A 12,948-nucleotide genomic window follows, 5' to 3' on the forward strand; every position below is an offset into this window, starting at 1 on the left:
AGCCGCCATGGAAATGATACAATTGATATAAAGGAGGTAATCATGAACGATGACGAATTAATTAATCAAGAGGCTGACGAGGAACGGTTTGAGGACGACGAAATAGTGAGCACGAAACCGGGCTATTTCAGGAAATTAGTAGCCCTTCTGATTATAGTTGCCTTTATGGGCTTTTCCGTGCCGAATCTTCCTTATCTTTTATCGGATAAACTGAATTTCTTAGATCAGAATAGGGCTTTAAAGGAAGACGATATCGTTCAACAATGCAAGCCTGCGGTAGTAAGCATAGAGACGGTGGTGACAGAGGGTCTTCTTAATACCGAGGTAAAACGGGGCACAGGCTTCAATATATCCCCAACAGGCAGGATAATAACTAATCAACATATCGTAGCCAACGCCAGCATGATTACTATCCGTTTTGGTGACGGCAGGATGTATTACTCTAAACAATATAAGGTTATCCCGGATGTAGACATAGCTATCATTCAAATAGAAGGGAACGCTCTTCCCACCATAGCCCTTAACATGAAAGACACGGTACAGAGTGGCGCAACCGTGACCATTATCGGGAATCCCCTAGGGTTTGAGAAGATATCGCAGAGAGGTGAGGTAGGTCGATTTTACAATATAAAGAATGGCCTGCCTCAGATTTTTGATATCAATATACCTATTAATCCCGGTAATAGCGGTAGTCCGGTCATCGATAATCAGGCCAAGGTGGTAGGCATTATCTTTGCCAGCACTAATCTTGAAGTAAATGGCAAATCAGAACTTCGTGCCTTAGCGATTCCTGTTCAGGTTTTGATACAACAAAAGCCCGGGAGCCCGGGCTTTCAGCTTTAATAGGGGATCAGTCCGCAGTCTTCCAGGATCTGCTGGCCTTTTTTGCTTAAAATCAAATCCAGGAAAGCTTTGGCCGGCCCAGGGTTTTCAGCATTTTTCAGGATCGAAACGGCAAATTCAATAGGGGCTCCGAAGGTGGTAATCATCTCGCCGGAATGCCTGCCTTGCAGGCTTACGGCAGCCTGGCGATAATAGTCCGCCTGGGCGGGGCTGGAGAGGTTGATTTTTTCGGGAAGGGTCAGATGGTTCAGGCCAAATTGATTGACTACGCAGAGATATTCAAAGGCATAGTCCAGTTTACCCATCAGAACATCCGAGGCCAAGTCATAGGATTTAGGGTAAATCAAATCCCCCCAGCAGCGCTGGTCCAGCTGGGCAAAGAGGCCGGGCCGACGGTAATACTGCTCCGCCAGCTGCCAGACCATCAGTGTGCGATATCCGCAGGGATCTAAATGCTGGTTGGAACGCCCAAAGCTGACGTCTTCCCGCAGCAAGATATCGAACCAGTTGGCAGCGCCGATTTCTCCGCTGCCCCTGGAAAATTCGTTAAAGGCCAGGACGATTTGGTCATTGGCAAAGATATAGTAATTGTCTACATACTCAGGCCCAAGGAGCTCGGCAAAGAGCAGGGGATCGGCCAAAGCCAGGATATCGGCGGCTTTGCCCTCCCTGACTTGCCGGGCACAGGACCGTGAACCGTAGGATTCCAGGCGGATGTCCAGTTCCGGCTGAGCTGCCTGCAGCAGTTTGGCACATTCCACCATGGGTTTGCGCAAGGCCCCGGCATGTAAAATAGTTAAGATACTTTCTTGGCTCATCCCTTCTTCACCTCCCGGCGGTACTGGTCTAAAAATGCCGTCATTTTCTCTACTTTCTCAGTGATTAGCTGAACACAAAACTCCAAGGCCTGGCAACCGGCGGGGCTTAAGCGGTAGGAGCGCCGGGCAGGACCGGTGTGCTCCGTTTCCCATTGGGAAAGCACCAGTCCGTCCTCTTCCATGCGGCGCAGGTTGCGGTAAATAGTGGCGGGGTCCGCCTCGATTTCCGAGAGGCCCGATTCGTTGATTTTTTGAATTAATTCATAGCCATGGGCGGGTTTTTGGGCCAAAAAATTAAGCAGAGCCGGCACCAGCATTTTATCTATGCGCCCGGCAATATAAGCAAAGGCCGGGTTCAGTGTTTCTTCTTCTTTCACAGGCTCACCTCACAATTCCTTCTCTGTCTAACATTCTTCCCCGGCAACATAAAACCTGCTAATGTGGTAACTGGCCTGCAGGACAGTTTCTAAAATCTGATCATAGGAAATCCTTTGGGGATCGTAGAGAACAATATCATCCCCACCATTGGGTTGGTACTGCAGAATTCCTTCTAATTGTTCCAGAACTTGCTGCAGATTTGTTTTATCCTCTTCATTAATATACAAGGTTATCGTGCTAAAAGCCATATTATCACACCCATTAGTTAGTAATACCCAAGGAAAGAGCATGTTCTCCTAATTTAATCAGCGCAGATGATTAAATTCAGAAGAAATACTGGCCAATGTAGCTGCAAGCCAGGAAGAGGACTAAAGCGGTTAAGATGGCCTTAATCAGGGTATCGGGCAGGAATTTCTGGATACGGGCACCTACGTAAGTACCCAACAGCCCTCCCAGGCCAAAAAGCAGGCCCAGCATCCAGTCCGGAGTGACCGCTGCGCCGGCAGCCACGCCGCCGGCCGCCAGCAGGTAATAATAGGCTACTCCGGCAATGGAAGTGATCAAGGTGCCGGCTAAAGCAGCCCCGGCCACCGTATAAACGGGCAGACCCAATACCGCCACACAGAAAGGGGAAATAATGGCCCCGCCGCCAATGCCATAGATGCCGCCGATTAAGCCCACTACCAGAGAGAGACATAAAATCGAGGGTCCGCTGAAGGAATAGGTTTCCCCCCAGAATTCATATTCAACCTTCCGCCAGGAAAGGGTTTTGGTCCTGACAACAGCTTCCGCAGGCAGACCGGAGGCTAAGCGGTTGGTGTTTTCTTCCTTCAGTTTAGCGACTTGTCCGGCAAACTTGTTCTGCATAATTTTATTTTGCTCTTTAACCTTTTTGTTCCAGCCCAGCACATCGGATAAGAGCCGGTAGCCCAGGTACAACAGCACAACGCCGACAAAGAGTTTAAAGGCTTTAGGGTCTGGCAGGTAGAGGATACGCACCCAAGCGCCCACAAATACTCCCGGCAGGGTACCGATGACCACGGCCCAGGTCAGAGGCCAGGCCATGCGTCCTTCTTTAATATAGCGGTAAAGACCGCCGGGAATGGCGATAATATTGTAAATCAGGTTGGTGGGACTCACCGCCGGACTGGTGAAGTGAAGAACACTGACCTGAAAGGGCAGGAGCAGAAAAGCCCCCGATATCCCGGCCGAGGCGGTTAGTGACGAGACCAGAAAGGCTACTAAAGGCGGAATAAAGGGCAAGACGTCCACACCGGAAATTGGAAAATGCATAATAGTTCCTCCTCTTCAATCTATTCAGTAAGGGTCTTGGCCAAATCCTTAGCACGCAACAGCGTCTTTAAAAGGTAACTTTTCAATAATTATATGTGTAATGGTCATCTATTGTTATCGTGCATATAGTGTTGTCGTGTATATATTCGACGTCTGTAAGTAATATCCTTTGGGCGGGTAAAATATTTAGGGAAATTGTATAGAATGAAAAAACGATAACCTTTGTAAAACAACAAAGATTATCGTCCTGGAATTTAAATGATTATGAACAAGAGCAATGGCTCCGATAACAAAAAAGGTTCAAAATGATGCCTATCCTGTTATCTATATATCGGGATATGTTATAATCATTTTTGAAAAGGTATTTTTTAACAGGGAGTGATTTTATGCCTATACCGGAAGCAAAGGAGAAATATACTTATGCTGATTACTTAACCTGGCCGGAAGGAGAACGGTGGGAAATTATCGACGGAGTACCACATATGCAAGCAGCACCATCTACAGTGCACCAGGAAATACTCATGGAAATATCAAGGCAAATAGCTAACCATTTAAAGGACAGATCTTGTAAAGTTTATCCGGCACCTTTCTGTGTAAGGCTAACGAAGGGTGATGAAATATCAAACGAAGATATCAAAAAGGTTGTTGAGCCAGATATTACCATAGTGTGCGACAAATCCAAGGTTGATGAAAAGGGCTGTAATGGGGCACCCGATATGATAATCGAAATAATTTCCCCTTCATCAGTAAAAACTGATAGGATAATAAAATTTAATATGTACGAAAAAGTGGGTGTTAAAGAATACTGGATTGTTGAACCTGAAGTTAAAATAGTCAGTGTTTTTGTACTCCAAGAGAATGGTCGTTATGGAAGACAAGAAGTATACTCGGAAGAAGACCAAATTACTTTGAATATTATCCCAGATCTCACAATAGATTTAAAACCTGTTTTCGTTGTTTAATTAAATTTAAAAATCAAACAAATCTTTTGGAGAAACGTCTAAAGCCACTGCGATCTTGTAAATATTATCTAATGAGACGTTTCTGGTTCCCCGCTCAATGTCTGAGATATATGTCCTATGTAAGTTACTGCTGAATGCCAGTTCTTCTTGAGAAATACCAAGGGCTTGTCTCAACTTTCGAACCCGTTTTCCGAAAAGAATCCTAATATTGGGCACTTATATACTACCACCTTATTGACAAAGTATTTAAGCGAATGATAGAATTTTTGTAGACGTTAAGTCTACAGACGATAAGTGACATCCGTTTAATCCAACGGCTTTCGCAAAAGCTCGATTAAAGTATGGCAATTTAAAACATGGACCCCGGTGTTCTGAGCACCGGGGTCCAACTATATACGAAAATCACCTTGCTGTTGGTAGTGTAGAGCTGTCATACACTTGGCAGAGACTTCGGGTATAATGGTAGGTATTGACTCATATTACAGGATAATCTATCACCAGGTCGAATCTTATGGAAAATAAGAGTAAAATTGATCCTTTTTTCCTACATATTTTCCTTTCTTATGACTCACGACATGAATTAACCTTATAGGAGGGCGACATCCGTAGAGATTGGCAGGAAAATAGCGGAGTTTCGCCGGGCCAAAAACCTGACGCAAAAAGAGTTAGCAGAAAAATCAGGAATAAGTAAGAGTTATCTGAAGAAGATTGAGGAGGGACATTATAAGCGGCCACATGTCAAAACATTGGCGATAATCGCTGATACCCTTGAAGTCGAATTAAAAAAGCTACTGGGGGAGGAGTAAGGTTGGACGAGCATAAACTATTAAGCTTTTGTCAGAAATTATGTGATCAAGTCACAGTGATCAAAGGGTATATTGAACTCAATGAAGACAAAGGCAAAATACAATTCTCAAAAGAGTTAAAACGAGAAATTGATGAGATGATAATCTCAATTAGAGCATCTATTGATGAAATCAACAGTTGTAATAGTTAGTTTCTTTACAGACAAAGGGGTATACTCAGCGGAACTGCTTGTTAGCATTCATAGCCGTTCCGCCGAGTATTCACTTTTTATCAGGGAGGTAATCATCAGCTACTATTGTTGCTCAAATTACATAGTCCAATAAAAAATGACAGGTAACCCTCCTGATGGTAAAATAGTGTAAAAAGAACTAAGACTGATTTTGGAGGGGACAGAACTTGGAGTTTAATTCGAAATTAGTTTTTATGGAAGAACTTAAAGCTGCATTCGATTTTGCCAGAGAATTAACTTCAGACCAGCTTGAATGCTTAGTCGGTTATGCAACCCTGCAAAAGGTTCCTGCCGGAACCGTGCTGGCGGAAAAAGGATCGGATTGTTCTGCTCTGGCACTTCTTCTAGCGGGAAAATTGAGAATATCCATGATTTCAGAAGATGGTCGTGAAGTGACGCTTTATCGAATTGGGAAAGGCAGAACTTGTCCTCTGTCCGCAGCTTGTATTTTCGGTAACTATACAGGAAATACTGTGACGGTAACTGCCGAAACAGACTCCAGAGTTGTCTTTGTAACCCGCGATTTCTTCGTAAAGTCAATAGCTGAATGCGAGCCGTTCTATAGATTTGTTTTTAGCGATATATCAAACAGGCTTTTTCAAGCGACGGAAGTTGTCGATAGCATAGCCTTTATTTCTGTAAAGAAGCGTTTGGCTCAGTTGCTGCTTTTAAACAGTAACTCCGGCAAATATTCAATTTATATGACCCATGAAGCTTTTGCAAGAGAGCTTGGTACGGCCAGAGAAGTAGTAAGCCGGGAATTAAAGGGCTTCGAAAGGTTAGGTATTCTAAGCCTGGCCAGAGGGCGTCTGGTTATTAATAATACCGAGGCCTTAGAAAGGATTGCCAGAAACTGAAGTAGTTAGTTAGTATGTACTTTTGTCACAGATCATTAGATGACAATATGATACAATAATGCCACAGCTTGTGATAATAATAACATTATCACTGAGCTGTGGCATTATTGTTAAAAAAATCAAACTAGGAGGGGGAACCAATGAAGCGCAATAAAGGGTTATGGCAACTGCTGCTGCTTCCCATTCTCGTATTGTCCCTGGTGGGTTGTTCATATTCCGGCCAATCAGCTCAAGTCGCCAAACCGGACAGTGATTTGCCTCTGACAGATCAGTTTGAATCCGTTAGCCGGATAGCGGATGAGTATCTGTCAAATCTTAAACTGGTATCGTTGGCTCCGGAACAGCTCTACCAAAAAGTTGTTCTAGGGCAAGATGCCCAGTATTTTTTAGTAGACATACGTGCCAACCAGGATTTCGTGAATAGTAATATCCGGGGGTCAGTCAGTATCCCCTATAACCAAACAGCAAGTTCCCAAAAACTTGCTTCCTTGCCTAAGGATAAGACGTTAGTGATTATTGATTATAATGGACATTCGGCAGCCCAAACTGCCGCAACTTGGAATCTTCTGGGCTATCGGGCTGTACCCTTGCAGTATGGCATACAGGGGTGGACCCACGAAGAAGCCCCTGCAGGTTACGAAGCTTTTCCTTCCCAAGCCCTCGTCAATCCTTTAGTTAAGAACGAGGCGGCATTGGAGCAATATAAATTTCCGGAGCTGAAGTATGCTCAGGGAAAAACAGAAGAATACATCTTGGAGACGTCTGCAACGTATCTGGATCGCAATTATAAAGGTTTTATCACCGCGGAAGATTTGCTGGGCGTTCTCCAACAAGGTCCGGAAAGTGACTATTATATGGTGGACATACGGGAGCAGCAACATTATCAGAACGGACATCTGGAAGGCTCCGTCAATATTCCGCTGGCTGAACTGGCGGATCTGGAAATGTTAAACCATCTGCCCTTAAATAAGAAGATTGTTTTGATTGGCTATGATGGTATGGATGCAAGTCAGGGGACCAGAGTCTTAGTCACTTTAGGTTATGATGCCGTCGCTCTGAAATATGGCATGAGTTACTGGCATGGAGATGAAAAAGTAACGGGTATCAGCCCTATTCATAATCTTGTCCGGGATTATTATGAATTATCTCCGCTGAATTTTGTTCAGCCAAGTACAGGTGCAGCCGGGTGCGGGTGATTCAATTATCTTGAAGGAGGAAAGATTATGCAGCTAATATCACGACGTTCATTTTTAAAAGTTGCCGCTGCCGCTGCTGCAGTCGTTGCCTTGCCTGAAGCTCTAAACATGGATTTTAAAGCTTTTGCCGAAGAAGCAAAGAGTGGGGAAGTCACAAAGGTTCCTTCACTTTGTAACGGGTGCTCCAGTTATTGTGGAGTCTGGGCTTATGTCAAGAACGGCAGATTGTGGAAAGTTGAAGGGCATGAACTCCATATGAAGTCCAGAGGAAACCTGTGCGCCCGGGGGCATGGTGTGGCTTACAATGTCTATAACCCGGGACGGGTCACACAGCCCATGAAGCGGATTGCCGATAACAAGTTCAAACCGCTGTCCTGGGAAGAAGCCTTCCAAGAGGTTGGCAGTAAAATGCAGCAATTGGTTGAACAGCATGGGGGGGACAAAGTTGTTTGGGCCTGTCATGGAGGCAAAGAAACTTATGCGCAGCCCTTGCTTGATGTGCTTGGGTCTGACAACTATATAACTCACTATGCCACTTGTTTTTCAGCCAAGACCAACATCTGGCAGCAAATGTGCGGGGGTATGTACAACCCGGATTTTGATCAGGCCAAATATATGCTCTTTGCCGGCAGAAATTATGCCGGGGGGATTATTCCTGCCGCCATGCAGCGCATAACCGAGGCCAAGGCCAAAGGCATGAAAATTATTGTGGTCGATCCCAGGTTTTGTGAATTAGCGACCATCGCCGACGAGTGGATCCCGATCAGACCGGGAACTGATTTAGCCTTCTTCTTGGGAATTGCTCACACTCTTATTGCAGAAGACTTGTATGATCAGGAGTTCGTCAGTAAGTATGTGTACGGTTTCGATGAATTTTGGATGCATAATCAAGGGTTTACCGCGGAAAAAGCTGCCGGAATTTCAGGAATTCCAGCGGCTAAGATTAAAGAAATTGCCAGGGAGCTTGCCCGGAATGCCCCCCAAGCCTTTCTGGACCCAGGGTATCATGGACTTAATGCTCATTACCTGAATTCAAATGAGACCGTCATGATGAACGTGATTGTCAACGCCCTGCTCGGTAACTATTGGCAGGCAGGGGGTCTTTTCCCGGCAGCCGGCACTACCTTTGGGCATCCGGAGGAAACTTATTTTGGGACAAAAGCTGTTAAAGGCTCCAGGGGAGATGGAGCCGGAGTCGCGGGAGAGTATCCTTTGGTTGAACCCTCCCGGGGTATCCCCCAAAGAATTCCGGATATGATCGAAAAGGGAAGGGCTAAAGTCGTCTTTTTTTATTCCTATAACCCTCTGCGCTCAGCGCCTGATCCCGAATACCAAAAGAAGATTAAACATGCGGAGCTGGTCGTGAGTATCCCTTATGACTGGAATGAAACATCCCTGTACACTGCCCATTATATTTTGCCGGAAAACCATTATTTGGAGCGAACGGAACATCCCAAGGTTATAAATGGCAATATCTACTGGCCCGCAGTTCAGATTGCCACACGCTTTAAAGCCTTAGAGAGTCCGGCCGGCAGTCTGGATTTATTGGAGATCATGAAAGGCGTAACCAAGGCTTTCGGCCTGGAAAATCTCTACGGATTCACAGTCGAGGAAGAACTGGAAGCAGCTCTGGGTCCTCTGGGAATTAGTGCGGAGGAGCTAAGAGAAAAAGGATGTATTGAGTTAATGCCTTCCGTTCTGCCTAAAGAAGAAGGGCTTAGCTTCAGCACCTTCACCGGAAAAATTGAATTCTCTCTTGGGGCTTGGAAGAAGGAAGGGTATCTGGGTGTGCCTACCTGGATACCAACTCTGGTCGAACCCAAAGGAGCACAGGAATTCCGGCTTATTCATGGTAAGCAACCCTGGCATTCTCATATTATGACCACGAACAACCCCTATCTTATGGCTATTACTGAGGAGAAAAAAGGCACCTATATGTGGATGAATGCTTCACGTGCCGGAGAACTGGGGATTAAAGAAGGGGACTGGGCGACTGTGCAAAGTGAAATCACTTCCAAGCAGGTTCAAATCCACGTAACCGAAGGGCTCCATCCTGAATGTGTCTGGATACCTTCAACCTATGGAACCTTCTCCGACAGGTTGGAAAACGGTTTTGCCAAAGGTGTCAACTATAATGACTTTATTCCGGCACGGGTTGACGAGAAAACCGGTCATGTCATGGGGCAGGAATGTATCGTCAGGATCACAAAGGGGGGGAAATGATGGCCAGGTATGCAATGTTCATTGATCCCAACAAATGTACAGGGTGCAACGCTTGCCGGATTGCTTGCCAGATGCAGTGGGGGCTGTCTCCCATTCTGAGCTTTAACCGCTTAGAAGAACGTGAGGAGGGAAAATATCCTAAGCTGATGAGAATGATCACTCCGGTGCAGTGTCAGCATTGCGAGAATCCTCCTTGTCAGACGGTCTGTCCGACCGGGGCAACCTACAAACGAGAAGACGGCATCGTTCTGATTGATCCGAAAAAGTGTATTGGCTGTAAATACTGTATGGTGGCCTGTCCTTACAATGTAAGAGTGATAAACGAGCATGGTGTTCCGGAAAAATGCCGGTTCTGTGCGGAGTATGTGGTTAACGGGGAAAGCCCCGCCTGTGTATCGACTTGTATGAATCAGGTCCGTATCTTCGGCGATCTGGATGATCCGGCCAGCCCTTTGCTGAAGGCCATGAACAGCCGGGAAATAGAACAGCTTCGCTCAGAACTTGGCACCAAGCCACGAATTTATTATGCCAAAGCCAAGCGGGGAGGGGGAGCATAAAAATGGAGAAGACTCAGAAATTCGAAAAAACCTTCTGGACTTACCTAGCCTTCTTCTTCTTGGTATTGGCTCTAGTGGGAGCCGCCAACAAGTATTTTATCAGCGGGGAACAGGCCTTCGGTACAACACTGGATGTGCCCTGGGGAACTCTGATTGCAGGCTATGTGTTCTTTGCCGTAGCCGCCACAGGGACGGGTTTAGTCGCTTCTTTGGGGCATGTCTTTCGAATTAAGAAATTTGATGTTCTGGCTAAGAGAGCACTTCTGGCCTCGATTCTATTGCTTATCTCCGCTTTTGCCGTATTGGCTGTTGAACTGTCCAATCCTTTTAAAATGGTCTGGCTGCTTTTTACTCCGAATCTGTCCAGCCCGATTTTTTGGATGGGAGCTTTTTATGGAGTCTATTTGATCTTACTGTTTGCTGAGTTCTATTTCACGCTTAAAGACAACCATCGTGCCGCTACAGGAATAGCGTATGTTTCCTTCGTGGTTAAATTAGCGGCGATTATCAATCTGGGGAGGCTTTTCAGCTTTTCCATAACCAGAGAATTTTGGGCCGGCTATTATTACCCCGTCTATATGGTCGTCTCGGGGATTGTTTCCGGAGCGGCAGTACTGACTATGATTGTCTATCTGAAAGGCAGGGATAGTGCCCAATTTGACTATCTGGGTAAAAATATCTCCCTGACCCTGGGCAAGATCCTGGCAGGAGCCCTCGTTCTTTTAGCCGGAATGCAGTTTGTCAAGATAGGTTTTTCCTTAGCAAGTGGTCATCCGGCTCTGGTTGAAGCTGCCAAAGCGGTAACCGCAGGTCCTATAGCGATCTCCTTTTGGTTCATGGAAGTCTTGATAGGTATGGTTTTACCCCTGGCTATCTTGTTCTCCTCTAAATTCTCATCGATTGGGAAAGCTTTCTTAGCTGCTTCCCTGGCAATATTGGGTATGCTGTTTTCCAGGCTGAATTTCGTTTATTCGGGTCAGGTTGTACCCCTGCAGGTGATCCCTGATTCCCCTCCTGCTGTTGGAAGTTTTAATGTCTACACCTCAACTTGGAGTGAATGGTCGTTAATCATTGGAGCCTTAGGTTTCATTATGTTAATGTTCAGCTGGGCTGAATATAAGCTCAGGCTTGATTCCAAGCATTAATTTAACGGTAAAGGTGAGAACATGAATAAGATACTCGGACGCAATCAAGCTTTACAAAATCTCTTAATGATCTTTGCGGAATTCTTCAAGTTTCCGGAAGAGGATTTTTTCGAGGAGATTAAACGCGGGGAAATCGACGAGCAAATCGGCGTATTGAGTAAACAGGCGGGTTATCCGATCACGACTTGCTTTATGAGGGAAATCCATACTTATGAGCAATTAGTAGAGTCATTTAATAGCTGTTTTTTAGGGATGGAAAAACCTTTTGCCCCTCCCATTGAATCCGTATACAAACAATGGACGACGGATGAGAGCTATCAGGTCCCTTTTAAGCAGCAAAAGGGTTATCTGATGGGGGACCCTGCCCATCATGTCCAGCATATTCTTAAGGCATTTAACCTGGAAATCCCTGTCGAATATGACCTGATGCCGGATCATCTCACCATTCTTTTAGAGGTCTTAGCCTATTTGATCGGGCAAGGATTTTTAAAGGAAGCCAAACAATTTAAAGAGGATCATTTGGACTGGCTGGCGGATTTCCGGAAAGCTTTGGACGAGCTTCAAAAGGGGCACTTCTACAAGTATGGAGTAAAGGAACTGGAGAGATTTTTGGGATTAAATATTCTTTAGAAATAATTTTTCCGAAATAAATTAACGAGTAAGTTAATTTATATAAAAAAGAAGGGGGAAACCAAAAATGATGTTTAGAAAATCTAAAATCCTAACCCTTGTAAGTTCACTTGTTTTGGTACTGACCTTACTCAGCGGGTGCTCCCAGCCTGCTGCTCCGGCAGTCACCCAGCCTGCACCCCAGCCTACCACCCAACAACCGGCTAGTCCTACGCCCTCTGCAGATAGTAACATTCTAAAGTGGGACGCCTGGAAAGCAAAAATGACCGGTACGATCAACAAAGATTATTATGTTGTAGACCTGAGAACTCCGGATGAGATTAAGCTGGAAAAAGCACTCGAAGGCGCCATTAATATTGATGCCAATGCAACGCTTGCTAAAGGGGAGCTGGGGGTTCTTGATGAGAAACTGAAAGGCGTTGCCAAAGACGCAGTCGTCTTAGTTCATTGTAAATCTGGCGGAAGAGCTAAAGCAAATCTGGCTAAGTTCCTTGAAAAGGGCTATGTAAATACCTTTGCTCTCGATGGCTGGACAGCATTTGATGCTAAAGGATTCATAGGGGTTGCCAGCATTACAGCGAATAACGAACAGCTTAAACCCGATGCTTGGCAGGCTAAAATGCAAGGAAGCATTGGCCGGGACTTTTTTGTCATTGACGCTCGTGACAAGAGCGAGTTCGAAGCCGGTCATATGAAGGATGCCTTGAATTTTGGAGTAAGAGACCAATTTACTGTGGATCACGCAGCAACGATTGCTAATGTAGAAAAAGCCATTCCTAACAAAGATGCTTTGATACTTGTACACTGTGCAGTCGGAACACGTTCTAAAGTCGCTCAGGCACACCTTAAGGCCGCAGGATACACTAATGTCCTGGCATTAGACAATAAGGTTACGATTGACAAAGAAGGCAACGTTAAATACGAGTAAGTTAAATCCAAAACTCTAAGTGGTTTCAACCATCAAAAAGCGTCCTCTTTCACTATCAAAGTGGAGGACGCTTTTTGATGGT

The 12,948-nt window shown here is 45.3% G+C and carries 16 protein-coding genes; 11 read left to right on the top strand and 5 right to left on the bottom strand.

Annotated features, from left to right (window positions below):
* The first annotated feature begins 42 nt into the window (after positions 1-42).
* Positions 43-843 (top strand): S1C family serine protease, encoded by an 801-nt coding sequence (locus DESYODRAFT_RS13250; RefSeq protein WP_007783869.1) that lies wholly within the window; start codon positions 43-45, stop codon positions 841-843.
* Here the strand turns inward: DESYODRAFT_RS13250 and DESYODRAFT_RS13255 are convergent.
* The 4 genes from DESYODRAFT_RS13255 to DESYODRAFT_RS13270 all read right to left on the bottom strand — a co-directional run bounded on the left by DESYODRAFT_RS13255 (position 840) and on the right by DESYODRAFT_RS13270 (position 3,332).
* Positions 840-1,661: an extracellular solute-binding protein gene (locus DESYODRAFT_RS13255; RefSeq protein ID WP_007783874.1), complete on the bottom strand. Its 822-nt coding sequence runs from the start codon at positions 1,659-1,661 to the stop codon at positions 840-842. The genes DESYODRAFT_RS13250 and DESYODRAFT_RS13255 overlap by 4 nt on opposite strands.
* Positions 1,658-2,038 (bottom strand): PadR family transcriptional regulator, encoded by a 381-nt coding sequence (locus tag DESYODRAFT_RS13260; protein ID WP_007783878.1) that lies wholly within the window; start codon positions 2,036-2,038, stop codon positions 1,658-1,660. The genes DESYODRAFT_RS13255 and DESYODRAFT_RS13260 overlap by 4 nt, the downstream gene beginning before the upstream one ends.
* 27 nt (positions 2,039-2,065) lie before the next feature.
* A complete protein-coding gene (locus tag DESYODRAFT_RS13265) occupies positions 2,066-2,287 on the bottom strand; it encodes a hypothetical protein (protein ID WP_157137179.1) in 222 nt (73 codons plus the stop codon).
* A gap of 76 nt (positions 2,288-2,363) precedes the next feature.
* The gene (locus DESYODRAFT_RS13270; RefSeq protein ID WP_007783884.1) at positions 2,364-3,332 is read right to left on the bottom strand and encodes a sulfite exporter TauE/SafE family protein; all 969 of its coding nucleotides are present in this window, start codon (positions 3,330-3,332) and stop codon (positions 2,364-2,366) included.
* Between the two features lie 386 nt (positions 3,333-3,718).
* Here DESYODRAFT_RS13270 and DESYODRAFT_RS13275 point away from each other — a divergent pair, with 386 nt between their 5' ends.
* Positions 3,719-4,294, top strand: a complete 576-nt coding sequence (locus tag DESYODRAFT_RS13275) for a Uma2 family endonuclease (protein ID WP_007783888.1) — start codon at positions 3,719-3,721, stop codon at positions 4,292-4,294.
* 6 nt (positions 4,295-4,300) lie between these two features.
* Here the strand turns inward: DESYODRAFT_RS13275 and DESYODRAFT_RS13280 are convergent, their stop codons facing one another.
* Positions 4,301-4,510 carry a helix-turn-helix domain-containing protein gene (locus DESYODRAFT_RS13280; protein WP_007783890.1) on the bottom strand — a complete coding sequence of 70 codons (210 nt, stop codon included), beginning with the start codon at positions 4,508-4,510 and terminating at the stop codon, positions 4,301-4,303.
* Between the two features lie 395 nt (positions 4,511-4,905).
* Between DESYODRAFT_RS13280 and DESYODRAFT_RS29970 the strand changes: the two genes are divergently transcribed.
* The 9 genes from DESYODRAFT_RS29970 to DESYODRAFT_RS13325 all read left to right on the top strand — a co-directional run bounded on the left by DESYODRAFT_RS29970 (position 4,906) and on the right by DESYODRAFT_RS13325 (position 12,866).
* The gene (locus tag DESYODRAFT_RS29970; protein ID WP_042339713.1) at positions 4,906-5,100 is read left to right on the top strand and encodes a helix-turn-helix domain-containing protein; all 195 of its coding nucleotides are present in this window, start codon (positions 4,906-4,908) and stop codon (positions 5,098-5,100) included.
* Positions 5,101-5,102: 2 nt separating this feature from the next.
* Positions 5,103-5,291, top strand: a complete 189-nt coding sequence (locus DESYODRAFT_RS13290; protein WP_007783893.1) for a hypothetical protein — start codon at positions 5,103-5,105, stop codon at positions 5,289-5,291.
* Positions 5,292-5,497: 206 nt separating this feature from the next.
* On the top strand, positions 5,498-6,187 hold the full coding sequence (locus DESYODRAFT_RS13295) for a Crp/Fnr family transcriptional regulator (protein ID WP_007783896.1): 690 nt from the start codon (positions 5,498-5,500) through the stop codon (positions 6,185-6,187).
* Positions 6,188-6,327: 140 nt separating this feature from the next.
* Entirely contained in the window at positions 6,328-7,383 is a 1,056-nt protein-coding gene (locus DESYODRAFT_RS13300) for a rhodanese-like domain-containing protein (RefSeq protein WP_007783898.1), read from the top strand.
* A gap of 27 nt (positions 7,384-7,410) precedes the next feature.
* A complete protein-coding gene (srrA, locus tag DESYODRAFT_RS13305) occupies positions 7,411-9,606 on the top strand; it encodes a respiratory selenite reductase catalytic subunit SrrA (RefSeq protein ID WP_007783901.1) in 2,196 nt (731 codons plus the stop codon).
* Positions 9,606-10,163, top strand: coding sequence for a 4Fe-4S dicluster domain-containing protein (locus DESYODRAFT_RS13310; RefSeq protein ID WP_007783903.1), 558 nt, complete (start codon positions 9,606-9,608; stop codon positions 10,161-10,163). Before srrA ends, DESYODRAFT_RS13310 begins: the two co-directional genes overlap by 1 nt.
* Positions 10,164-10,165: 2 nt before the next feature.
* Positions 10,166-11,308, top strand: coding sequence for an NrfD/PsrC family molybdoenzyme membrane anchor subunit (nrfD, locus tag DESYODRAFT_RS13315; RefSeq protein ID WP_007783905.1), 1,143 nt, complete (start codon positions 10,166-10,168; stop codon positions 11,306-11,308).
* 21 nt (positions 11,309-11,329) lie between these two features.
* The gene (locus tag DESYODRAFT_RS13320; protein ID WP_007783908.1) at positions 11,330-11,938 is read left to right on the top strand and encodes a TorD/DmsD family molecular chaperone; all 609 of its coding nucleotides are present in this window, start codon (positions 11,330-11,332) and stop codon (positions 11,936-11,938) included.
* A gap of 70 nt (positions 11,939-12,008) precedes the next feature.
* On the top strand, positions 12,009-12,866 hold the full coding sequence (locus DESYODRAFT_RS13325) for a rhodanese-like domain-containing protein (RefSeq protein ID WP_042339717.1): 858 nt from the start codon (positions 12,009-12,011) through the stop codon (positions 12,864-12,866).
* The last annotated feature ends 82 nt before the right edge of the window (positions 12,867-12,948 follow it).

It is taken from the genome of Desulfosporosinus youngiae DSM 17734 (genome assembly GCF_000244895.1).
Classification (GTDB): Bacteria; Bacillota; Desulfitobacteriia; order Desulfitobacteriales; family Desulfitobacteriaceae; genus Desulfosporosinus; species Desulfosporosinus youngiae.